Below are 23,718 nucleotides of genomic sequence, written 5' to 3'. Positions count from 1 at the left end.
GCGCCACCCCCGTCACACGCCCGTCTCGGCCGCGATCCGCCCGGCGCGCACTCCCGCCACCAGCTCACCGTGGTCCGCCTCGGTGCGGTCGGCGTAGGCGACGGCGAAGGCGGCGATCGCCTCGTCCAGCTCCTCGTTCTTGCCGCAGTAGCCGGCGATCAGGCGCGGGTCGGCGCTGTGGGAGTGGGCGCGGGCCAGCAGGGCGCCGGTCATGCGGCCGTAGTCGTCGACCTGGTCGGCGGCGAGCGCGGCCGGGTCGACGCTTCCCTTGCGGTTGCGGAACTGGCGCACCTGGAAGCCGCGCCCTTCCACCGTCGTCCAGCCGAGCAGGATGTCGCTGACCACCTGCATCCGCTTCTGGCCGAGCACCACCCGGCGGCCCTCGTGCTCCACCGCCGGCGCCTGGAAGCCGGCCGCGGCCAGGTGCGGGACGAGCGCCGACGGACGCGCCTCCTTCACCTGGAGCACCAGCGGCTCCCCGCGGTGGTCCAGCAGCAGCACCACGTAGGAGCGCGTGCCCACGCTGCCGGTGCCGACCACCCGGAAGGCCACGTCGTGCACCGCGTGCCGGGCGAGCAGCGGCAGCCGGTCCTCGGAGAGGGTCGCCGCGTACGGCTCCAGGGCGGCGGCCACCGCGGCCGCCTCGGCGTCCGGGACCCGGCGCAGCACCGGCGGCGCGTCGACGAAGCGCCGTCCGCCGGACTCCGTCTCCTCCGTCGACCTGGCCGCGAACCGGCCGCTGGTGTTGGCCCGCGCCTTCTCCGAGACCCGCTCCAGCGTGCCGAGCAGGTCGTGGGCGTCGGTGTGGGAGACCAGTTCCTCGTCCGCGATGGCGTTCCAGGCGTCCAGGACGGGCAGTTCGGCCAGCAGCCGCATGGTGCGCCGGTAGGCGCCCACCGCGTCACGGGCGGCGTCCCGGCAGGTGTCCTCGTCGGCGCCCGCCTCCCGGCCGGCCAGCACCAGGGAGGCGGCGAGCCGCTTCAGGTCCCACTCCCAGGGGCCGTGCACCGTCTCGTCGAAGTCGTTGAGGTCGATGACCAGGCGGCCGCGGGCGTCCCCGTACAGACCGAAGTTGGCCGCGTGCGCGTCACCGCATATCTGGGCGCCGATGCGGGTCATCGGCGTGCGGGCCAGGTCGTACGCCATGAGGCCGGCGGAGCCGCGCAGGAAGGCGAACGGGGTCGCCGCCATCCTGCCCACCCGTATCGGCGTCAGCTCGGGGATGCGGCCGGCGTTGGAGTCCGTCACCGCGGTGACCGCGTCCGGGCGGCCGGCGTCCAGGTCGAGGACACGGTGCGCGTCGCGCGGGACTGCGGCCCGCAGCGCCTTGCCCTGCTTCTTGGGCGAGCCCTGCGGCGGCCACTGGGCGAAGCCACTCACCCGCGGCAGCCGTGGCGCCGGCACCGCCCCCTCCGCCGTCTCCGCACCGGTTCCCGTCACCAGGACCGCCTCCCCCACCGCACGCTCGAACGTCAACTCGTGCAGACCGTACAGCCGTCGGCCGGAACGCGTCAGACCCCGGTCCCGCCCGGCCGGCCGGCCGCGGGCCCCAGCCGGTCCAGCAGATGGCCGACGGCCGCGTCGAGCTGCGGGTCGCCGGCGGACGCTGGGGCGCCCGGAGGGACCACCACCTCGATGTCGGGTTCCACGCCGTGGTTCTCCAGCCCGCCGCCGACGCCGTCGAAGACGTACTTGAACTCCGGCTGGGTGGTCACCGTGCCGTCCACCAGGGGATGGCGGGCCCAGGTGGCGATCACCCCGCCCCAGGTGCGGCGCCCGACGAGGGTGCCGAGCCCCAGCGCCCGGAACGTGTGGCCGAAGATCTCCCCGTCGGAGCCGGTCTGCTCGTTGACCAGCAGCACCATCGGCCCGCCCGGCGACTCCGCCGGGTACGGCCGCTCCCCGCTCCAGCGGCCGTGCTCGGCGCCGAGCCGGTACCGCGCGAGCCGCTCAAGGAGCAGCGGGGAGATGTGCCCACCGGTGTTGAAGCGCACGTCGAGGACCAGGCCCGGGCGGTCCATCTCGACCGTGAAGCCCCGGACGAACTCCGCGTATCCGGCCGCGAACATGTCGGGCACGTGGACGTACCCGAGCCGTCCGGCGGACGCCCCGTGGACATGCCTGCGGTTGGCCTCGACCCAGTCGCGGTAGCGGGCGGGCAGCTCGCTCTCGGCGGCCCGTACGCAGACCCTGCGGGGCTCCCCGTCGCCGCGGCGCACGGACAGCTCCACCTCGTGGCCCGCCAGTCCCACCAGCAGCTCGCCAGGGCCCTGGGGACCGACCGGCCGGCCGTTGACGGCCACGACCGCGTCCCCCGGGCGGATGTCCACGCCCGGCCGGTTGCACGGTGAGGTGGCCGCCGGATTCCACGGATCACCGGTGAGCACGGCGCCCACCCGCCAGGCCTTGCTGTCCTGGGGGTCCCAGTCGACGCCCAGGAAGCCCTGCGCGTGCCGGGCCGCCTCGCGGTAGTCGCCGCCGCGCTCGTAGGCGTGGGAGGTGCCCAGCTCTCCCTGCAACTCCCAGATCAGGTCCGACAGTTCGGACCGGGTCGCCACCCGGTCGACCAGCGGCAGATAGCGGTCGTACACCGCGTCCCAGTCCATCCCGGCCATGCCGTCGTGCCAGAAGTTCTCCCGCTGGAGCCGCCACGTCTCGCGGAACATCTGCCGCCACTCGCCGCCGGGCCGCAGCGGCACCCGCAGCCGGTCCAGGTCGACCCAGCCGGTGGCGCGTGAGCACTTGGCCTCCACCGAGTCGTTGTCGTCCTCGATCTCCAGCGGCGCCCCGGCCCGCAGCACCCGCAACCGGTTGCCGCAGCGGTACACCAGCGTGTCGGCTTCGGCACGCACATGCAGGTCGTCGACCTGGATCAGGCACTCGGTGCGGGTGATCCGCTCCAGGTCCACCAGGCAGACCTGGCCGCCGGTCTCGAGCTCGGGGTGCAGCGGGTCGGCGGCGGTCAGCGGCACCGACCACAGCAGTGCCTTGCCGTGCAGGCCGAGAACGGAGATGTAGCGGGACTCCGGCACCGGGAAGGGCACGACGCGCCGCTCGATGCCCTCCAGGTCGACCACGAGCTCCCCGGGCTGCTCCTCGGCGCCCGGCAGTGCGCCGCCGGGCAGTTCGGGTCCGGGCACGAACGGCGCCGGGTCGCCCTCCCGCAGGACCACCGCGTACGGCAGGGTGCTGAACGGGAAGCCGACGCCGGCCTGGAGCTGGTCGTACTCGGGCGTGACGGCCCGCTGCCCGATGAAGTACAGGTACCGGCCGCCGGGGTCGAACGACGGCCGCATGTCGCGCAGCACCGGGCTGGTGATCCGCCGGGTCGTCCCCGTGACGGGGTCCGCGAGGCGGATGGCGGAGGTGCGGGCGTCCTCAGGGCAGGTGTACGCGAGCCAGCGGCCGTCCGGTGACCAGGCGAGGTCCTCGATGCGGTCGTACGGGGTGTGGTCCAGCGGCCGCAGCTCGGCGGTCGCGGTGTCCACGACGTACAGCCGCTGGCGGTTGGTGGCGAAGGCGACCAGGTCCGAGCCGGGCGCCGGGGCCAGTTCGGTCACCTGGCCCAGGTCGCCGACGGCCAGGTCGGTCAGGGTGCCGTCCTCGGTGTCGAGGACCACCAGCCGCTCGTGCGGTCCCTCGTCGGCCGCCACGGCGATCAGCCGGCGGCCGTCGTGCAGCCAGTCGAGGAGCCGGTGGCGCACTCCGTCGGCCTCGCCGTGCTGGCGCACCGGTCCGGACCAGTGCGGGAAGGTGAACGCCTTGCCGCGGGAGGTCACCGCGAGGGCGCTGCCGTCGGGGCTGAGCCGCACGCCGTCCAGGTGCTGCACGCCCGGGACCAGCCGGCGCCCGCGCTGCTCCCGGGAGCCGCCGAGCCGGACGTCCAGCGGGCGCGGCCCGCCGCCGGCGGCCGGGTCCAGCAGGTACAGCCGCCCCGCGCTGTGGTAGACCAGCCGCTCGCCGTCGCCGCGGAGGTTGCGGACGTAGAAGTCGCGGTGTCCGGTGTGGCGGGTGAGGTCCGTGCCGTCCGGCAGGCACGAGTAGACGTTGCCGACCGACTCGTGGTCGGAGACGAAGAAGACCCGGCCGCCGGTCCAGCACGGGTGGGCGGGGTTGCCGGGCAGCGAGATCAGCGGGCGGAACTCCACCGCGCCCGCGTCCCGGATCCACAGCTCGCCCGCCGCGCCGCCCCGGTAGCGCTTCCAGCGCGCCGGGTCGGTCGCGTTGCGGCACAGCACGACCGCGCCGTCGGGGCCGTCGGTGCAGGCCGTGGCCGGGCCGTACGGCAGCAGCCGCGGCGGGCCGCCGTCGGGGTGCACGGCGAACAGCCGGTGCCCGAAACCGGGCGGCTGGTCGGCGGTGCTCGCGTAGCGGATCTCGCCGGTGGCCCGGTCCCAGCCGGCGGGCAGGCAGGCCGCCGCCTGGTGGGTGAGCCGGCGCGCGGGCCCGCCGGACGCGGGCATGACGTACATCTCGGTGGGGCCGTCCCCGGACCCGACGAAGGCGATCGCGGCGCCGTCCGGGGACAGCAGCGGCCGGGTGGCCTCCGCCCCCTGGGCGGTGAGCCGTACGGCGGCGCCGCCCGCGGCGTCCACCCGCCACAGGTCGTCCTCGCAGGCGAAGACGACGGTGTCGCCCGCGATGCTGGGAAAACGCGGATATCCCTCGGTCACGGCCGCTACGCCCCCTCGATCGTCAGCCGCCGGGCGGCCTGCACGCCGGCCTGGAAACGGCTGGTGGAGTCGAGGCTGCGCAGCAGGGCGGCGATGTGCCGCCGGCAGGTGCGCACGGACATGCCGAGCTTGCGGGCGACGACCTCGTCGGTGTGGCCCTGGGCCATCAGCCGGGCGATGTCCTGCTGGAGGTCGTCGGCCACGTCCGCGTAGCCGGGACCCTCGGGCTCGAACGGGGCGGCCCCGTCCCAGAGCTGGTCGAGCAGGTCGCCGAGGAACCGGACCACGTTGTCCTCGCGGACCCGCCAGGCGACCGGCTCGCCCTCCTCCGTCTCCCCGAAAACCAGCGCGAGCGACCGGTCGAAGACGACGGCGGTCTGGGACAGCCGGGTCACCGTGCGCACGTCGGCGCCCTCTTCGATCAGCCGCAGCGCCTTGGCCCGACCGGCGAAGTCCGCGCGGCTGCGGTGCGTGCACAGGGCCCGTACGGCGACTCCGCGGCCGGTCAGCCCGGCGCAGGTCTCCAGGAAGCCGTCGAGCGGGTCGCCCGGCTCCTGCCGGGAGCGCAGCACCAGCACCTCACGCTGGCACACGTCGGCCATGAGTTTGAGCAGTCCGCGGATCTCCGCGAGCCCGAACAGCCGGTCGATGGAGCCCACGGGCAGCTGGGCCGGCTGCGGTTCGGGCCGGACCATGTGGTCCAGCCGGTCGCGGAGCTGGTCGATGAAGTCCCGCCGGGCGAAGATCTCGCGCTCGATCGGGGAGATCAGCAGCGCGGAGGCGCGCCGGGGGTCGACCGGCACCAGCCGTCCGTCGTCGAACGGATCGGTGCGCAGCAGGCCCAGCTCGACCAGGTGGGCGGCGGCCGCACCGACGTCGGGCACGTCCATGCCGAGCTCCTCGGCCGTGGACCGGACCGATTCCAGGCCCCCTTGCTGAACGGTGTGGCAGTACACACCGATGACGTGCTCGTCCAGCGCCGATGGCGGTCCGAACCGCGTGTGCACGCTCGCCGACGTCACCATGGACTCCCCTCTTCCCGCAAGTCCCGCCCATCCGTTGACGTGCTGCGTGGGCTCGCGGCCATGGTGCGCGCGACGGCCATCGCCGCCCTGTCGCGCCGCCCACCGTCCGCCGTGCCGACCGGTCGGAGCGGCACGGACGTATGCCGACAAGCGATGGCGAACCGGGCGCTTCGGGGGGCAAGGCGGCGATAGACCGGCGATAGACCGCCGAAAGAGCCCGCTTCTACCTTTCCTCGGTGCGGTGACAGGCGGGGAGGACGGCCCGGACAGCGCCGACCCGCGCACCGCTGTCGGAGCAGAACTCTCCCCGAGGTGACATCAATGCCTGCATCAGTAGCGATACCGCCGCGCTTCCAGGACATCGTCCGGCCGTTCCTGCCCTATGCCGACGCCGGCGAGCTCGGGGCGTCCGACGAACTGGCCGCCCTCGGTCTGGACTCCATGGGTGTGGTCCAGCTGCTGGCCGCCCTGGAGGAGGGGTACGACCTGGACTTCCCGGACGAGGCCCTCAACCAGGACACCTTCGCCACCGTCGGTTCCCTGTGGCAGACGGTGGCCGGGGTGCTGCCCGCCGAACAGGACGGCGATGAGTGACACCCCGGGCGGCACGGTCGTCACCAGCGTCGACGGGCTGATCGGGCGGGGCGAACCCGGCCGTCCCGCCCTGACGTTCCAGGACACCACCATCGACTACGCCGAGCTGGGCCGGCGCGTGTCGCGCGCGGCCGCCGGGCTGCGCCGCCTGGGCCTGCGCCGCGGCGACCGGGTGGTGGTCTGCATGGAGAAGCGCATCGAGACGGTCGTCGCCCTGCTGGCGGTCTCCGCGTCCGGCTGTGTGTTCGTTCCCGTCAACCCCGCCTACAAGGCGCCGCAGATCGGCCACATCGTCGACGACTGCGCGGCGACCGCGGTGATCACCACGGCCGAGCGCCGTCCGACGGTGTGCTCGGCGGTCGAGGCGGCCAAGTCGGTGGAGCACGTCGTCGTGGTCGGCGAGACGCCCGCGGCGCCGGGCGGCCACTGGCGGACCACCGGGTGGGACGAACTGACCGGCCCTGGGGCGGACGAGCCCGCAGCCCGGGTGATCGACACCGACCTCGCGGCGATCCTCTACACCTCGGGCAGCACCGGTTCGCCCAAGGGCGTGGTGCTCAGCCACCGCAACCTGGTCGCCGGCGCGGAGAGCGTGGCCACCTACCTCGGCAACACCGCCGACGACGTGATCCTCGCGGCGCTGCCCCTGAGCTTCGACGCCGGTCTCAGCCAGGTCACCACCGCCCTGTACGCGGGCGCCCACGTGGTGCTGGCCAACTACCTGCTGCCGGTCGAACTGGTGCGGCTGTGCGCCAGGCACCGGGTCACCGGCCTGACCGGCGTGCCCCCGCTGTGGATGCAGCTGACCGGCTGCCGCTGGCCCGAGGAGGCGGCGGCGCACCTGCGCTACTTCGCCAACACCGGCGGCCGGATGCCGCGGTCCACCCTGGACCGGCTGCGCGAGCTGTTCCCCGCCGCGCGCCCCTACCTGATGTACGGGCTGACCGAGGCGTTCCGGGCCACCTATCTGGACCCGGACGAGGTGGACCGCAGGCCCGACTCGATCGGCAAGGCCGTCCCCAACGCCGAGGTGGCCGTCGTACGGCCCGACGGCACGGTCTGCGATCCCCACGAGCACGGCGAGATCGTGCAGCGCGGCGCACTCGTGGCTCAGGGCTACTGGAACGATCCCGGGCGCACCGCCGAGCGGTTCCGTCCGGCGCCCGGCGCGTCCGGCGCGGTCCGCGCGGAGCTCGCGGTCTGGTCCGGGGACAGCGCCTACCGCGACGAGGACGGTTTCCTCTACTTCGTCGGCCGCGACGACGAGATGATCAAGACGTCCGGGTACCGGGTCAGCCCGACCGAGATCGAGGAGGCCGCCTACGCCACCGGCCTGGTCGGCGAGGCGGTCGCCTTCGGCGTACCGGACGAGCGGCTCGGCCAGCACGCCGTGCTCGTCGTCTCCGGCGACACCACCGAGAGCGCCCTGCGCCGCGCCATGGAGGAACAGGTGCCCCGATACATGATGCCCAGACGCGTCGTCTTCCAGGACCGGCTCCCGGTCTCGCCCAACGGCAAGTTCGACCGCGTCGCGGTCCGCCGGACGGTGACCTCATGAGCCCCCGCGCGACCGGCACCGCGCCGCCGCGCCAGGACGGCGCCGATGCGGGCGGGCGTGTGCCGGACCCCGCGCCCGCCGGGCCGGAGGACAGCGGCCGCGGAACCGGGCCCGCGCTGTTCGAGCGGCAGGACGGGGTGCTCGCCGTCGGCGGCATCCCGGTCGACCGGCTCGCCGCACGGGTCGGCGGCACCCCGTTCTTCGCCTACGACCGCCGGCTCGTCACCGAGCGGGTCGCGGAGGTACGGAAGGCGCTTCCCGACGACGTCCTCCTGAAGTACGCCGTGAAGGCGAACCCGATGCCCGCCCTGCTGGCGCACATGAGCGGGCTGGTCGACGGATTCGACGTGGCGTCCGAGCTGGAGATGCGCAACGCGCTGAACACCACCGTCCCCCCAGCCCGGGTGAGTTTCGCCGGGCCCGGCAAGACGGACGCGGAACTGTCGGCCGCGGTGGCCGCCGGTGTCATGGTGGAGCTGGAGTCCGCGCACGAGCTGGACCGCATCCGCCGCACCGGTGAGGCGCTCGGCATCCGGCCCCGCGTGGCCCTGCGGGTCAACCCGTCGTTCGCGGTGCGGGGTTCGGGGATGCGCATGGGCGGCGGCCCGCAGCAGTTCGGCGTGGACGCCGAGCGCGCTCCCCGGCTGCTGGCCGACATGCGGGACGTGGACTTCGAGGGGTTCCACGTCTTCGCCGGCTCGCAGAACCTGCGCGCCGACAGCATCTGCGAGGCGCAGCGCCTGACGGTCGAACTGCTGCTGGAACTCGCCGAGTCGGCGCCCGGCCCGGTGCGCTACCTGAACCTCGGCGGCGGCTTCGGCATCCCCTACTTCGACCGCGACCAGCCGCTCGACCTCGCCCGCGTCGGCGAGAACCTGGAGACGCTGCTCGACGGACGGGTGCGCCCGCGGCTGCCGCAGGCACGCGTGCACATCGAGCTGGGCCGCTATCTCGTGGGTGAGGCCGGGGTGTACGTCACCCGGGTCGTGGACCGCAAGGAGTCCCGCGGCACCACCTATCTCGTGGTGGACGGCGGCATGCACCACCAGCTCGCCGCCTCCGGGAACTTCGGCCAGTTCATCCGGCGCAACTACCCGGTCTCCACCGCCCGCCCGGACGATCCGGCCGACGGCACGGCGACCGTCGTCGGCTGTCTGTGCACCCCCCTGGACCTGCTCGGCGACGACGTCGCGCTGCCTCGCGCCGGGGCGGGGGAGCTGATCGTGATGTACCAGGCGGGCGCCTACGGCCTGACCGCCAGCCCGACCGCGTTCCTGAGCCACCCCGCACCGGCCGAGGTGCTCGTGTGATGCCGACCGTGACCGACCTGGGGAGCCCCCCGTGCTAGAAGCAAGCGAACTCAGCAAGCGCTACGGCGACGTACGCGCGCTCGACGGATTCACGCTGTCGGTCGCGGCCGGGGAGATCTGCGGCCTGGTCGGACACAACGGCGCCGGCAAGTCCACCTTCGTGGAGATCGTCTCCGGGCTGATCCGGCCGGACGGCGGCACCGTCACCGTCGGCGGCAGGGACCCGGTGCGGGCTCGCTCGGACGTCGGGGTCGCCCCGCAGAGCATCGCGCTGTACCGCCCGGTGACGATCCGTGAGCACCTGAAGCTGTTCGGCGGTCTCGCCGGACTGCGCCGGGCCGCGCTGCGCCACGAGATCGACCTGCTCGTCGCGGCCCTGCGGCTCGGGGAGTTCTGCGACCGGCCCGTGGGCGTCCTCTCCGGCGGCCAGCAGCGGCGCGCCCAGGCGGCGGTGGCGCTCATCCACAGGCCCGGACTGCTGCTCATGGACGAACCCACCGCGGGCGCCGACCCGGAGACCCGCCAGGCGCTGCTCGACGTGGTGAAGCAGCGGGCGGGCGAGGGCGCCGCCGTGATCTACACGACCCACTACCTGCCGGAACTGGCCGAGCTGGAGGCCACCTTGGCGGTGGCACGGGCCGGCCGGGTCATCGCCCGCGGCACCAGCGCCGAGCTGCTCGACGGACTGCCCGGCGAGGTGCGCGTCACCTTCCAGGACGAGGAGGAGGTCAGCGTCTCCACGACCGACCCGACCGCCGCCCTCATGGACCTGCTCAGCGGCACCGAGCGCCCGGTGACGAGCGTCGACGTGCGCAAGCCCGACCTCGACGACCTCTATCGATCCCTGGCGGTGGCCCATGTCTGACGTGTTGCTCCGCAGCGGCGTCCTGATCAAGCACAACGTGATCCTGCGGCTGCGCGACCCCGGCCAGATGATCAGCTACATCGTGGTGCCGATGGTGCTGATGCTGGTCTTCAAGCCGCTGTACGTGAAGGCGCTGGACGGCAGCACGCTCCAGGCGGTCACCGGCCCGCTGGTGATGTTCTCCGTCTTCGCGCTCGGCATCGTCGGCAACTCGATCCTGCTGGAGCGCGAGTGGCGCACCTGGGACCGGCTGCGGGTGACCCGGGCCACCCAGGCGGAACTGCTCGTCGGCAAGACCGTGCCGATCTTCGTGGTGCTCGTCTTCCAGCAGCTGGTGCTGATGGTGTACGGCTGCCTGATCATCGGCCTGCCGGTGCCCGGGTCCCTGCTGCTCATCGCGCTGGCGATCGCGGTCTGGGGTTTCACGCTGCTGTCCATCGGATCGGCCCTGGCCACCGTCGTACGCAGTCGCGGCGATCTGCATCTGGCCACCGACGTCGGCTCGATCGTCGTCAGCTCGCTGGGCGGCGCCGTGGTACCGGTCAGCCTGATGCCGTCCTGGGCCGCCTCGCTGGCGCACATCTCGCCCGGCTACTGGGGACTGACGATGATCCAGTCCGCCGTCGGCGGCGACCTCGGCGGCACGCTGCGCTGCGCCGGCGTCTGCCTCGCCATCGGAGCGGTGTTCGGCGCCTTCGCCGTCTACCGGCTCTCCCGCGGCTGGGGCCGCAGCCACCTGCTCTGAACCGAACCCACGACCAAAGAGGTCCAACGTGACGGAGACCGACTACCAGTCCGCGGTCGCGATCATCGGCATGTCGGGGCGGTTCCCCGGCGCGTCGGACGTGACCGAACTATGGCAGCACCTGCTCGACGGGACACCGGGGCTGCGGCAGATCACCGACGACGAACTGCGGGCGGCGGGCGTCGACCCGGCGCGGCCGGGCGAGGGGCACGTGCCGGTCGGCGGGCCGGTCGACGGCATCGACCGGTTCGACGCCTCGGTCTTCGGGTTCAGCCCGCGCGAGGCGGAGACCATGGAACCGCAGCACCGGCTGTTCCTGGAGTGCGCCTGGGAGGCCCTGGAGGGCGCCGGCCACTGCCCGACCTCCCACGACGCCCCCGTCGGCGTCTTCGCCGGCTGCGGCTACCCCGACTACATGCGCGACAACCTGGCCGGACTGGGCGACGAGCCCGGCGGTCACCTGCTGCTGGCCGCCGGCAGCGAACGCGACTCGCTCACGTCGCTCGTGGCGTACAAGCTCGGCCTCACCGGGCCCGCCGTCACCGTGCAGACCTTCTGCTCGACCTCCCTGGTCGCGGTGCACATGGCCTGCCAGAGCCTGCTCACCTTCGAGTGCGACACCGCGCTGGCCGGCGGCGCCGCGCTGCCACTGCCGCAGCCCGCCGGGTACCACTACGAGCCGGGCGGGATCCTCTCCCCCGACGGGAAGGTGCGCAGCTTCGACGCCGCGGCCAACGGCAGCGTGATGGGCAGCGGCGTCGGCGTCGTCGCCCTCAAGCGCATGACCGACGCGCTCGCCGACGGCGACGTGATCCACGCCGTGATCCTCGGCTCCGCCGTGAACAACGACGGCCCCGGACGCGTCGGCTACACCGCCCCCGGCGTCGAGGGCCAGGCCGGGGTGATCGACGCGGCGCTGGCCGTCGCCGACGTCAAGCCGGAGACCGTCGGCTACGTCGAGTGCCACGCCACCGGCACCAACCTCGGCGACGCGATCGAGCTGACGGCGATGAGCAAGGTGTTCCCGGACGGCCGGGACACCCCGTGCGTCCTGGGCTCGCTCAAGCCCAGCGTCGGGCACCTGGACCGCGCCTCGGGCGTCACCGGCCTGATCCGGGCCACGCTCGCGGTGCGCGAGCACGTGCTGCCCGGCACCCCCGGCTTCGAGCGCCCCAACTCCGCGCTGGCGGCGGCCGGAGACCGCTTCGCCGTGCTCACCGGCCACCGCCCCTGGGCGGCGGGCCCCCATCCGCGCCGGGCCGGCGTCAGCTCCTTCGGGCTGGGCGGCACCAACGCCCATGTGGTCCTGGAGGAGGCCCCGCCGCGCCCCGCGCCGTCCGGCCGGCCGGGCCCGCACGTGCTGGCCTTCTCGGCCGGCGACCGGACCGCGCTGGACGCCCTCACCGAGCGGCTGCGCGCCCACCTGGCCGCACACCCCGAACTCGACCTGGCGGACGTGGCGTACACCCTCCAGGTCTCCCGGGGCCAGTTCGCACTGCGCCGCGCGGTGGTCTGCCGGGACCGCGAGGACGCGCTGGCCGCGCTCGTCGACCCGGAGCGCCTGAAGGACGGCGAGGCCCACCGGCAGAACCCGCCCGTGCGGCTGGTCGCCGGGCCGGAGACCGACGACCGCCGCGCGGCGGAGCTGGCCGCCGCCCTCGCCGCGCTCACCGACGTGCCGCCGCCCGCCTCGCCCGGCCCGCCGGCCGTGGCCGCCCAGGCCGGCGAGGCGCTCGCCCGGCTCGGCGTCCGGCCGGCCGCGGACACGGACGGCGACGCCGTCGAGGTCCGCCTCGGCGACGGACCGGCGGACCTGTGGCCCGCCGAGACGCTCGCCCGGCTGTGGCTGACCGGCGTCCGCGTCGACTGGGAGGCCCTGCACCGCGGTTCCGGCGACACCCGCACCGCCCGCCGGGTCGAACTGCCCACCTATCCCTTCCAGCGCCGCCGCTACTGGACGGACCCCGCCCCCGCGTCCCGGACGGCGGCGGCCCCGACGGACGGCAGGATCGACGACGTGTCGGCCTGGACCTACCTGCCGACCTGGGAGCAGCGCCCCGCGGCGGACGGCGGCCCGGCCGGCGCGGAGCACGAGCCGGCCGACCTGCTGCGCGCGGCGGGCCCCTGGCTGGTGCTGTCCGGGGACGCGCGCGGCGAGGCCCTGATCGAGCGGCTGACGGCGGCCGGCGCCGAGACCACGGCCGTACGGCTCGGCGCCGCGTTCGGCATGGACGACGCCGGTGACCTCACCGTCGGCCCGCGTCCCGCCGACGACATCCCCGAGGTGCTGGCCTCCCTCATGGTCGCCCCGCGCACCGTCGTGCACGCCTGGAGCCTGGCCGACCCGCGGGACGCCCCGGCGGACCCGGCGGACCGGTTCGACGCGGCCCAGGAGCTGGGCTTCCACAGCGCGCTCGCCCTCGCCGGCGCACTGGCGGACACGGATGCCGAGACCGACCTGGTCCTGCTGACCCCCGGCGCGGCCGGCGTCACGGGGGCCGACCTGGAGCGGCCCGAGCACGCCTCGCTGGCCGCGCTCGCCCCCTCGCTGACACAGGAGAACCCGCGGCTGCGCTGCCGCAGCGTCGACGTCGACGACCCGTCCGCCGGACCCCACCGGCCCGCCGCGCTCGCCCGGCTCGCAGCCGCCGTCCTCACGGCCGCCGTCGCCCCGCACGAGGGACCGCTGGCGGTGCGCGCCGGGGAGAGCTGGCTGCGCCGCTACGTCCCGCTGCCGCTCGGGGAGCCGCACCGGCCGCCGTTCCGGGAGGGGGAGACCGTCCTGATCACCGGCGGTCTCGGGGACGTGGGCCTCACGCTGGCCCGCCATCTGGCCGCGGCCTACCGCTGCCGGCTGGTCCTGACCACCCGTGCCGCCCTCCCGCCCCGTGCGGAGTGGGAGCACTACGCGGACCCCGCCCGGCCCCGGCCGGCCGGTGACGAGCGCACCGCCCGGCACGTGCGCAACCTCCTCGACCTGGAGGAGCGCGGCGCCGAGGTGCTGGCGGTGTCGGCCGACGTGGCCGACCTGGAGGCCATGCGCGCGGTGGTCGCGGCCGCCGAGGAGCGGTTCGGCCGGATCGACGTGGCGGTGCACGGAGCCGGTGTGCAGGACCCGCGGTTCTTCCGCGCGGCCCATCTGTCGGACCGGGACGTGTGCGCGGCGCACTTCGGCGCCAAGGTGCGGGGCTTCCACGTCCTGCAGGAGGTGCTGGCCGGGCACTGCCCCGACCGGCGCATCACCCTGTCCTCGATCGCCGCGGTGCTGGGCGGTATCGCCCTCGGCCCGTACGCGGCCGCCAACGCGGCCCTGGACGCCTACGCCCGCACCGCCCGGCGCGACGGCGCGGGCGCCTGGGTCAGCGTCGACTGGGACACCTGGGGCGTGGACCCGGCGCGTTTCGACGGGGAGCTGGTGATGACACCGCGCGAGGGCGTCGCGGTCTTCGAGCGCGCCCTGGCCGCCGGTGAACGCACGGGCCACCTCGCGGTGTCGACCGGGTCGCTGGGCGCACGGCTGGACCGGTGGGTGACCGGTGGCCCGGCCGAGGCCGACGATCCCGACACCGGCGAGCGCCACCCACGCCCCATGCTCAACACGCCCTACGCGCAGCCGGCCGACGGGCTGGAGACGACGCTGGCCGGTGTGTGGGCCGCGGTCCTGGGGCTCGACCGGGTCGGCAGGGACGACAACTTCTTCGAGCTGGGCGGGCACTCCCTGCTCGCGATCCAGGTCGCCAACCGCATCCGGGCCGCGGTGAGCTCGTCGATGCCGGTGACGGCGATCGTCGAGCACCCGACGGTGCGCGAACTGGCGGAAGTGGTCAGGGCCGGCTGAGCCGGGACGGCAGGACGCCCGCGGGGGGCGACCGCTTCGAGCGGTCGCCCCCCGCGGGCGTCCGGGGCCGGGGTCAGCGCCAGGGCGCGAGCGCCGACGCGAGGTACTTGCGGGTCAGATCGGCCTGCTCCAGTGCCGCGAAGTGGCCGCCCATCAGCGTGTTCAGGACGAACCCGGCGCTGGTGTGCGCCTCCCAGGCCGCCACGTCCGCCACCGAGGCGCGCGGGTCGTCCGTCGCCGCCACGGCGGTGACCGGGACGGTGAGCGGGGCGGCGGGGACGTACCGGTAGTTCTCCTTGACGGTGAAGTCCGCCTTGAACGGCGGCAGCACCAGGTTCAGCAGCGCCTCGTTGTCCAGCAGCCATTCCGGGGTGCCGCCCAGCCGGCGCAGCAGCTCGGCTATCTGCCGCTGGGTCATCTGCCGGATCGGGACCAGCCCCTCGAGACCGCCGCACAGCTCGGGCGCCCCGCATCCGGACACCAGCAGGTGCACCGGGGCGGGGCCGCCGACCGCCGCGACGCGCCGGACGAGTTCGTACGCCGTCATCGCGCCGAGGCTGTGGCCGTAGACGGCGTACGGGCCGCCGCCGGACTCCGCCACGTCCGCCAGGACCGCCTCGGCGAGATCGGCGACCAGGTCCCGCATGTGCTCGTACGGCGTCTCGCGATGCCGGCCCTCCCGGCCGGGCGGCTGCACCGGGCGGACGCTGACGCCGGGCACGGCGCCGATCCAGGAGCGGAACGCCGAGGCGGACCCGCCGGCGTGCGGCAGGCAGTACAGCCGGACGGCTCCCGCGGAAGCCTGGTACGGGAGCCAGCGCTCCGGGTCAGTCATCGGCGGCGCTCCCGGCGTCGAGGATCTCCAGGGTGACGTAGCCCGGCGGGTCCTGGAGGTTCGCCAGATCGGCGCCCAGCACCACCCGGTCGCCGTCCCTGGACACCTCCGTGAAACCGCTGAAGGCGTAGGTGATCTGCATCATGCGGTTGCGCCCGGTCTCCACGAAGTCCGCGTGCAGGGCGGCGCCGGCCTGCCCGGCCAGCCGCATCACATGGTTGAGCAGCACCATGCCGACCCCGCGGGACATCACCCGGCAGGACATCAGCATCATCCGCAGGTGCCACACCTCGGGCGTCTTCTCCACCAGGGCGAGGCCGATCTTGCCGTACGAGCCGAATTCGTCGGTGAGCGAGGCGACCAGCAGCAGGTGGTCGTCCGACCGGCGCAGTTCGTCCAGTTCGTCGTAGGAGTACGTGCGCCCGGTGGAGTTGAGCTGGTTGGTGCGCAGCGTCAGCTCCTCGGCCCGCTGCAGGTCCTCCCGGCGGGCCGGCGCGATGGTGAAGCGCATGCCGAGCCCGGCGAGGAACTCCTCGTCGGTGCCGACGAAGTCCCGGGCGCGCTCGTCACGGGTGAGCTGCGCCCGGTACATGCCGCGCCGCTCGGCGGACTCGTCGGTGACGAAGCGCGGCCGGAACTCCTCCCGGACCAGCACCTCGTCGATGTCGGTGACGTCGACGCAGGTGACCTGGGGCAGCGCCGAGGCGACCTCGGCGCGTTCGAAGGGCTGGTCGTCGACGAACGCGAACGCGTCCAGCCCGAGGTTGAGCGCCTCGGCGATCCGCCTGAGCGAGTCGGACTTGGCGTTCCAGGTGATCTGCGGGCACAGGAACATGTCCTCCAGGCCCAGTTCCCGGAGCTTGGCCAGAGCCGTCTCCGGGTCGTTCTTGCTGGCCACCGAGTGCAGCACGCCCATCCGGTCCAGCCGGTGGATGTGCTCGACCACGTGCGGCCTGACCCGGACGCCGGCGTCCTCGAGGAGGACGCCGTCCCACAGCGTGTCGTCCAGGTCCCACACCACGCACTTGATGCGTCCCTGCGCCGGCTTCCCGGGCAGCACGGCGACGCCGGCCGCTTCAGTCATCTCTCAGTCCCTTCCCTTGCGGAACGCCTCGCCGGCGATGGTGATCCGCTGGATCTCGCTGCTGCCCTCGATGATCTCCATCACCTTGGCGTCGCGGTAGAACCGGGCCACCGGGGAGTCCTGGCTGCAGCCGAGCGCGCCCTGGATCTGCACGGCCTCGGTGGCGTGCCGGGCGGCGGCGGTGGAGGCGAAGTACTTGGCGATCCAGGTCGCCATGAGCGTGGCCGAGTCGCCGGCGTCCTTCAGCCGGCCCGCTTCCCCGACCAGCAGCCGCGCCGCGCGCACGTCGGTCACCATGTCCGACAACTTGGCCCGGATCAGTTGCTGTTCGGACAGCGGCACGCCGCCGACGGTCCGCCGGCCGCTGTGCTCGGCGCTGGCCTCCAGGCACGCCTGCACGATGCCGACCGAGCCGGCCGCCACGCTGTAGCGGCCGAGGTCGAGCACGCCGGTGAGCACCATGCCGCTGGTGAAACCGCTCGGGCCGAGCAGGGCGTCCGGGCCCAGGAGCACCTGGTCGAAGCTCACCTCGGCCAGCATCGACGCGCGGGTGCCCAGCATGTCGTGGATCGGTTCGACGCGGACGCCCGGCGCCGTGCGCGGCACCAGGAAGGCGCTGATGCCCGCCCCGGCGCGCGCGAAGACCAGGAACAGGTCGGCGCGGGCGCCGTTGGTGATCCACTTCTTGACGCCGGTGAGCAGCCAGCCGTCGCCCTGTCCGGTCGCGGTGGTGGTGATGCCGACGGCGTCGCTGCCGGCGCCCGGCTCGGACAGGCAGAACGCGCCGAGGACGCGCCCGGCCGCGAGGCCGGGCAGCCAGCGGTCGCGCTGGGCTTCGCTGCCCCAGCGCTGGACGGCCCAGGACACCATGGTGTGCACGGTGAGCAGGCTGCGCACGGACGAGCAGCCGCGGCCCACCTCCTCGTGCAGCGCGCCCAGGCCGACCATGTCCAGCCCGGCCCCGCCCGCCTCACGCGGCAGGAACGGGGCCCACAGTCCCGCACCGGCGAGACGGTCGAGCAGTTCTTCCGGTATCGCGCCGGCACGGTCCCAGCGGTCCGCCTCGGGCACGATGTGGGCGTCCACGAACTCCCGGACCGCGGCGCGGTCCAGGGCGGGCAGCGCGGTGGTCATCTGCGGCCCCTACGCGGTGACGGTGGCGGACTGCCGGCGTTCCACCAGCTCGGCCATCGCGGTGACGGTACGGAAGTTGTCGATGCGCAGCTCGTCGTTGGGGATGGAGATGCCGAACTCCTTCTCCACGAACATCACCAGCTCCATCGCGAAGAGGGAGTTGATGAAGCCGAGCGAGAAGATGTCCTGGTCGTCGGTGAGTTCCGCCTGCGGGTAGCGGCTGACGATGAAGTCACGGATGCGGGCGGCGTTGTGCATGGAGTGCTCCTTGGAGAGACGTCGGGAGGAGGGAAGGAAAGGGGCGGGACTGAGGCGCGGTACGCCGGTCAGCCCTCGTAGGTGTAGAAACCGCGGCCTGACTTGCGTCCGTGCAGCCCCGCGTCGGTCATCTGCTTGAGCAGCGGGCAGGGCCGGTACTTGCTGTCGGCGTAGTGCTCGTAGAGCACCTCGACGCTGTAGAGGATCGTGTCGACGCCGATCAGGTCGGCGGTCTCCAGCGGGCCCATGGGGTGCCCGAAGCAGCCGCGGAAGACCTCGTCGACCTGCTCGGCGGTGGCCACGCCCTCGTGCACCAGGTAGGCGGCCTCGTTCACGGTGAGCATCAGCACCCGGTTGGAGACGAAGCCCGCGGAGTCCTTGACCTCGACGGCCTTCTTGCCCATGCCGCGCAGCAGCTCCCGGGTCCGCTCGACCGTCTCCGGCGAGGTGTGCACACCGGGGATCAGCTCGACGACCGGCTTGGCCGGCACCGGGTTCATGAAGTGGACGCCGACGGTCTGGGCCGGGCGGCTGCTCAGCGAGGCGATCCGGGTGATCGGGATGGCGGAGGTGTTGACGACGACGACGGTGTCCGGGGCGCACACCTCGTCGAGCGCGCGGTGCACCTCACGCTTGATCTCCCAGTTCTCGGTGACGTTCTCGATCACCACCGACGCCTTGGCCAGGGCGGGGACGCCGACCGCGGTGGTGATCCGCGACAGCACCTCGTCCGCGTCCAGGGCCGGTCCGCCCATCAGGGCGCTCATCCGGCAGTTCCGGTAGATCGTGTCGCGGGCGGCGGTCAGGATCTCCTCGTCCTTGTCGACGAGGACTACCTCGTAACCGCACTGGGCCAGGTTCTGGGCGACGCCGACGCCCATCACACCGGCGCCCACCACTCCGATGACGCTCATGTCCCACTCCGTTCTGTGCCGTTGTCTGCTTGCTCGGTCGTGCCTGTTGCCCGGTCGGCCCCGCTCGCGCCGGGTCCTGGGCGGTCCGTCAGGAGCGGGCGGCGCGGCGCGCGCCCAGTGCCTGGCGGCGGCGCTCCATGCGGCCGCCGGCCGCGGTGTCCCGCGGGGTCGCGGAGTCCGCTCCGGCGAGGGCGGTCGCCATCGCGGCCACCGTCGGGTGCTCGAAGAGCAGGGCCGGGGCGACCGGCCTGCCCAGCCGCTTCTCGAGGGCGGCGACCATCGACATGCCGATCAGCGAGTTGCCGCCGAGTTCGAAGAACGGGTCGTGCACGCCGACCTGTTCGAGGCCGAGGTAGGCGCTCCACACCTCCGCGACGGCCGTCTCCAGTTCGCTGCCCGGCGCCACGAAGGCGCTGCGCAGGTGCGGCCGCGGGAAGCGGGTCGCGCCGACCGCCGCGGGCGTGGTCCCGGCGAGGGCGTCCAGGTCGGACAGGGCCGCCCAGGCGTGCCGGGCGTCGGCCAGCGGCTGGCGCAGCGCGAGGACCGGGCCCTCGGCCCCCGCGGCGATACGGTCCAGGAGGGCGCAGCCGTCCTCGTCTCCGAAGCCGTAGGCGTCGCGGTAGGCGCGCACCCGCTCGGCGAGTCCGTCGGCCGCGTCCGCGCCCCACGCGTCGTGCCGCCAGGGGCTCCAGGCGACCGACAGCACCCGGGTACCGTGCCCGGACAGTGCGGCGGCATAGGAGTCCAGGACGGTGTTGGCCGCGCAGTAGTCGCCCTCGCCGAGGCCGCCGAGCACAGTGACGGCGGAGGAGTACAGCACCAGCAGCTCCAGGCGCTCCTCCTCGGGCGCCCCGGGGCCGGCGAGTTCGGCGAGCGGGGCCATGGCGAGGACCTTCGGCGCGAGCACCGCGGCCGTCGCGTCCGGCGTGCGGCGGGCCACCAGGCCCCCGGCGGGGACGCCCGCCGCGTGCACCACGCCGTGCAGGGCGCCGAAGTGCTCCCGGCACCGGCGCAGCGCACCCCGCAGCTGCCCGGGCTCCCCGGTGTCCGCGGTCAGCAGCAGCACCTCGGCGCCGGCCGCCTCGAGTTCGGCCACGTCCCGCAGGGTGCGGGCGGCCTCCGGTGCGGCCTCGCCGTCCAGCGCGGTACGGCCGACCAGGGCGAGCCTGCGCACGCCGGCGCCGACCAGGTGCCGAGCCAGTGCCATGCCGAGGCCCCGGGTGCCGCCGGTGATCAGATAGGTCCCGTCCGGTCGCCACACGGCGCCGGCGGCGGCCGGCAGGTCGGCCTCGCCCCAGCCGCGGAGCAGGCGGCGGCCGCCGCGGCGGGCGGCCAGGGAATCCGCGCCGGCGCCTGCGGCGGGCCCGGTCCAGGGGCCGCGCCGCAGCTCGTGGCCGACGGCGGCCGCCGGGTCGGGGCCGGCCGGGGCGCCGGTGCCGTCGGTCTCCAGGTCCAGGCCGCGCCAGTGCAGCCCGGGCAGTTCGCTGCGCACCACGCGCCCGAGCCCGTGCACCAGGGACCGCTCCGGCGCGGTCACGTCGCCGCCGGTCACCTCGAGGGCCCCGGCGCTGACCGTCAGCAGCCGGACCTCGCGGCCGGCCGCCGTCTCGGCGAGGGACTGGACGGTGAGCAGCAGCGTGTCGAAGCCCCGGGAGACCGCCGTGCGCAGCGCCGCCTCCTCGGTGCCGTCCGCGCCGTCGCGGGTGTCCAGGCTCCACAGGTGCGCGATGTGCAGCGGCCCCGGGCCCAGCTCGGCGGCCGCGGCGCAGACCGCCTTGTGGTGGCCGGCCGCGGACGGGTCGATGACCATGTGCGGGCCGTCCAGGCGGATCTCGGCGCCCGCCTCGACCCGCAGCACCGCGGTCCCCGCCGCGGCGGCGAGACCGGCGAGGCGGGCGCCCAGCCCGTCGCGGTCGCCGAGCACGACCAGCGGGCCGTCGAGAGCGACGGCGAGCGGGCCGGGGGAGACGTCGCGCTGCCAGGTCGGCGTGTAGCACCGCTCCTCGGGGGCGCCGGCGGGCGCGGCCGTACCGACGGTCGCGGCGCCGGTCTCCTCGGGCCAGAACCGGGTCCGCCGGAAGGGGTAACCGGGCAGGTCGACCAGCGTGGCCCCGGCGGGCCGCAGCGCCGGCCAGGAGACGTCGACGCCGGTCTCCCACAGCCGCGCGCAGGTCTCGAGCAGCGCGGTGCGGGCGTCCTTGCGGCCCTGCTCCGGCCACGGCGCGGCCAGGGTGCCGAGGATCGCGGAGCCCTGCCCGGCGGCCGTGTTCTGCCGCACCAGGCCGCCGAGGGTCTGCCCGGCGCCGAGTTCGACGTACACGTCGACGCCCAGTCGCGCGCACTGTGCGACCCCGTCGGCGAACCGGACCGGCCGGCACAGGTGCTCGGCCCAGTACCGCGGGTCGGTGGCCCGTTCGGCGGTGAGCGCCTCGCCGGTGAGGTTGGACACGATCGTGCGGGTGGGCTCGTGCCGGGGCACCGAGGAGATCAGCTCGGCGAGCCGGGCGCGGGCCGGCTCCAGCAGGGAGGAGTGGAAGGCGTGCGCGGAGCGCAGCAGCCGGCAGGCCACGCCGCGGTCCGCCAGATGGCTCCGGACCCGCTCGATGTCGTCCTCGCGGCCGCTGAGCACGGTCATGTGGGGGCCGTTGAGCGCCGCCACGTCCACCACGGCGCCGCACCGCGCCAGCGCCGCGCGGACCTCGCTCCCGCCGAGGGGGACGGCGAGCATCCGGCCGGGTTCGGCCGCCTCGATCAGCCGGGCCCGCTCGATGACGATCCGCAGCGCGTCCTCGGGCGTGAACACCCCGGCCAGGCAGGCCGCGACGTACTCGCCGAGGCTGTAGCCGATGAGCACGTCGGGGGTGACCCCCCAGTGCCGGAGCAGGGTGGCGAGGGCGTACTCGACGGTGAACAGGAACGGGTGCGCCACCTCGGCGTGGTGCAGGGGGTCGTCCGCCTCCTGCGGTCCGCCGGAGGCGCGGCCGAGCAGGGCGGCCAGGTCGAGGCCGCCGCCCGCCGCTTCCGGCGCCGGCTCCTCCCGCGGGAACAGGGCGGGACGCAGATCGACGCCGTACTGCTCGGCGACGGCCGTCAGCCGGTCCACGGCCGCGGCGAACACCGGTTCGCCCGCGTACAGTTCGCGGCCCAGACCGGCGTACTGGTCGCCCACCCCCGGCAGCAGGAACGCCACCCGCGGGCGGCCCTTCATCCGGCGTACCCCGGGCTCGCCGGCCGCACCGGACAGCAGCCCGGCCGCCTCCTCGTGGCCGCCGGCGACGACCGCGCGCCGGAACTCCAGCGCCGAGCGGCCCTCACGCAGCGAGTACGCCACGTCGGCGAGCGGGGACTCGCCGCCGCTCTGGCGGAGATGGGCGGCGAGGCCGGTCAGCCTGTCGCGCAGTGCCTCGGGGCCGGCGGCCGACACGGGCAGCAGCTCGGCCCGCGGAGCGGCCCGACGGGACTCCTCCCCGGGTTCCTCGCCGTGGGCGGGGTCGGGCGCGGCCTCCAGGACGACGTGCGCGTTGGTGCCGGACCAGCCGAAGGAGCTGACCCCGGCGATGCGCCGCCGCCCGTCCTCCACCAGGGGATGGGAGCGGACGGCGGGCCGGACGGTGCCGTCCTCGGGGACGGCCTCGGCCGGGGAGCTCTGGTGCAGGTTCGGGGGCACGACACCGTGCTTGAGCACCAGCACCGTCTTGATCAGCCCGGCCACGCCGGCCGCGGAGAGCGTGTGGCCGATGTTGGTCTTCACCGCGCCCACGGCCAGCGGCCGGTCGGGCGAGCGGTCCTTGAACACATCGTGCAGGGCGCCGAGTTCGATGGCGTCGCCGAGCCGGGTGGCCGAGCCGTGCGCCTCGACGTAGGAGACCTCCTCGGGCCGCACCGAGGCGGCTTCGAGCGCCTGCCGGATGACCGCCGCCTGGGCGGGCCGGCTCGGAGCGGTCAGCCCGTTGCTGTGCCCGTCCTGGTTGACCGCCGAGCCGCGCAGCACCGCGTGGACGCGGTGCCCGTTGCGGATCGCCGAGGACAGCCGTTCCAGTACGACGATGCCGCCGCCCTCGCCCATCACGTAGCCGCCGGCGCCCGCGTCGAAGGTCCGGCACTCGCCGTCCGGCGACAGCATGGACGACGCGCAGGCGTACACGAACGAGGTGTCGGGCTGGATCATCGCCATCGACACACCGCCCGCGACCGCCATCTCGCACTCGTCGCGCCGCAGGGCCTGCGCGGCCAGGTGCACGGACACCAGCGAGGACGAGCAGGCCGTGTCGACGGTGAGCGCCGGGCCGTGCAGGTCGAAGTGGTAGGCGATGCGCCCGGCGGCCACGCTCGGCGAGCTGCCCTGCACCAGGTAGGGGTCGGTGTACGCGACCGGTCCCTGGCGTTCGGTCTGGAGCCTGCCGTACTGGAAGGTGTCGAACAGGCCGATCATCACGCCGGTACGGCTGCCGGCCAGTCGCTCGGGCGGGGTGCCCGCGTTCTCCAGCGCCTCCCACACCAGTTCCATCAGCAGCCGGTGCTGCGGGTCGGTGCGCAGCGCCTCCTGCGGGGACATCCCGAACAGCTCCGCGTCCCAGGCGGCGATGTCCTTCAGGAAGGCGCCGCGCCGGGTGTAGACCCCGTAGTCCTTCTCGTAGGGCTCGATGCGGAAGCGTTCGGGAGGCACGTCGGTGACCGCGTCACGTCCGTCGCGCAGCAGTTCCCAGTAGGCGTCGACCCCGTCCGCTTCGGGGTAACGGCAGGCCATCCCGACGATCGCGATCGGCTCGGCGGCGCGCTCCTCCAGCTCGGCCACGCGTCGCCGGGTCCGCACGAGGTCGTTCGTCGCCCGCTTGAGGTACTCGCGCAACTTCTCTTCGGTTGCCATCAGTCTCGGACTCTTCTC

General features: G+C 74.4%; 15 protein-coding genes. 6 read left to right on the top strand and 9 right to left on the bottom strand.

Annotated elements, in window-relative coordinates:
- Window positions 1-12: 12 nt before the first annotated feature.
- From ACZ7JA_RS10125 to ACZ7JA_RS10115, 3 genes are all read right to left on the bottom strand, one after another.
- On the bottom strand, window positions 13-1,440 hold the full coding sequence (locus ACZ7JA_RS10125; protein ID WP_470807967.1) for a DUF2252 domain-containing protein: 1,428 nt from the start codon (window positions 1,438-1,440) through the stop codon (window positions 13-15).
- A 71-nt stretch (window positions 1,441-1,511) separates the two neighbouring features.
- Window positions 1,512-4,673: a S41 family peptidase gene (locus ACZ7JA_RS10120; protein WP_470807864.1), complete on the bottom strand. Its 3,162-nt coding sequence runs from the start codon at window positions 4,671-4,673 to the stop codon at window positions 1,512-1,514.
- 5 nt (window positions 4,674-4,678) lie between these two features.
- Window positions 4,679-5,698 carry a helix-turn-helix transcriptional regulator gene (locus ACZ7JA_RS10115; RefSeq protein ID WP_351661945.1) on the bottom strand — a complete coding sequence of 340 codons (1,020 nt, stop codon included), beginning with the start codon at window positions 5,696-5,698 and terminating at the stop codon, window positions 4,679-4,681.
- Window positions 5,699-6,019: 321 nt separating this feature from the next.
- Here ACZ7JA_RS10115 and ACZ7JA_RS10110 point away from each other — a divergent pair, with 321 nt between their 5' ends.
- From ACZ7JA_RS10110 to ACZ7JA_RS10085, 6 genes are read left to right on the top strand one after another with little or no spacing between them, the layout of a single operon-like run.
- Entirely contained in the window at window positions 6,020-6,292 is a 273-nt protein-coding gene (locus ACZ7JA_RS10110) for a phosphopantetheine-binding protein (protein WP_351661942.1), read from the top strand.
- Window positions 6,285-7,850 (top strand): acyl-CoA ligase (AMP-forming), exosortase A system-associated, encoded by a 1,566-nt coding sequence (locus ACZ7JA_RS10105; RefSeq protein WP_470807863.1) that lies wholly within the window; start codon window positions 6,285-6,287, stop codon window positions 7,848-7,850. The genes ACZ7JA_RS10110 and ACZ7JA_RS10105 overlap by 8 nt, the downstream gene beginning before the upstream one ends.
- Complete coding sequence (locus tag ACZ7JA_RS10100; protein WP_470807862.1) at window positions 7,847-9,160, top strand: pyridoxal-dependent decarboxylase, exosortase A system-associated; 1,314 nt, start codon at window positions 7,847-7,849, stop codon at window positions 9,158-9,160. The genes ACZ7JA_RS10105 and ACZ7JA_RS10100 overlap by 4 nt, the downstream gene beginning before the upstream one ends.
- 31 nt (window positions 9,161-9,191) lie before the next feature.
- On the top strand, window positions 9,192-10,025 hold the full coding sequence (locus ACZ7JA_RS10095) for an ABC transporter ATP-binding protein (protein WP_351661933.1): 834 nt from the start codon (window positions 9,192-9,194) through the stop codon (window positions 10,023-10,025).
- Window positions 10,018-10,770, top strand: coding sequence for an ABC transporter permease (locus ACZ7JA_RS10090; protein WP_389448745.1), 753 nt, complete (start codon window positions 10,018-10,020; stop codon window positions 10,768-10,770). The genes ACZ7JA_RS10095 and ACZ7JA_RS10090 overlap by 8 nt, the downstream gene beginning before the upstream one ends.
- A gap of 28 nt (window positions 10,771-10,798) precedes the next feature.
- Complete coding sequence (locus ACZ7JA_RS10085; protein WP_470807861.1) at window positions 10,799-14,608, top strand: SDR family NAD(P)-dependent oxidoreductase; 3,810 nt, start codon at window positions 10,799-10,801, stop codon at window positions 14,606-14,608.
- Window positions 14,609-14,681: 73 nt separating this feature from the next.
- Here the strand turns inward: ACZ7JA_RS10085 and ACZ7JA_RS10080 are convergent, their stop codons facing one another.
- The 6 genes from ACZ7JA_RS10080 to ACZ7JA_RS10055 all read right to left on the bottom strand — a co-directional run bounded on the left by ACZ7JA_RS10080 (window position 14,682) and on the right by ACZ7JA_RS10055 (window position 23,700).
- Window positions 14,682-15,443, bottom strand: a complete 762-nt coding sequence (locus tag ACZ7JA_RS10080) for a thioesterase II family protein (RefSeq protein ID WP_389448739.1) — start codon at window positions 15,441-15,443, stop codon at window positions 14,682-14,684.
- A complete protein-coding gene (locus ACZ7JA_RS10075; RefSeq protein WP_351661921.1) occupies window positions 15,436-16,527 on the bottom strand; it encodes an HAD-IIIC family phosphatase in 1,092 nt (363 codons plus the stop codon). Before ACZ7JA_RS10075 ends, ACZ7JA_RS10080 begins: the two co-directional genes overlap by 8 nt.
- A gap of 3 nt (window positions 16,528-16,530) precedes the next feature.
- Window positions 16,531-17,661, bottom strand: coding sequence for an acyl-CoA dehydrogenase family protein (locus tag ACZ7JA_RS10070; protein ID WP_351661918.1), 1,131 nt, complete (start codon window positions 17,659-17,661; stop codon window positions 16,531-16,533).
- A gap of 9 nt (window positions 17,662-17,670) precedes the next feature.
- On the bottom strand, window positions 17,671-17,919 hold the full coding sequence (locus ACZ7JA_RS10065; RefSeq protein WP_351661915.1) for an acyl carrier protein: 249 nt from the start codon (window positions 17,917-17,919) through the stop codon (window positions 17,671-17,673).
- 68 nt (window positions 17,920-17,987) lie between these two features.
- The gene (locus tag ACZ7JA_RS10060) at window positions 17,988-18,833 is read right to left on the bottom strand and encodes a 3-hydroxyacyl-CoA dehydrogenase family protein (RefSeq protein ID WP_351661912.1); all 846 of its coding nucleotides are present in this window, start codon (window positions 18,831-18,833) and stop codon (window positions 17,988-17,990) included.
- A gap of 88 nt (window positions 18,834-18,921) precedes the next feature.
- On the bottom strand, window positions 18,922-23,700 hold the full coding sequence (locus ACZ7JA_RS10055; protein WP_470807860.1) for a type I polyketide synthase: 4,779 nt from the start codon (window positions 23,698-23,700) through the stop codon (window positions 18,922-18,924).
- Between the last annotated feature and the right edge of the window lie 18 nt (window positions 23,701-23,718).

The sequence above is a fragment of the Streptomyces sp. NPDC038135 genome, from assembly GCF_055601245.1.
This window is presented reverse-complemented; position numbering and strand designations above follow the sequence as displayed.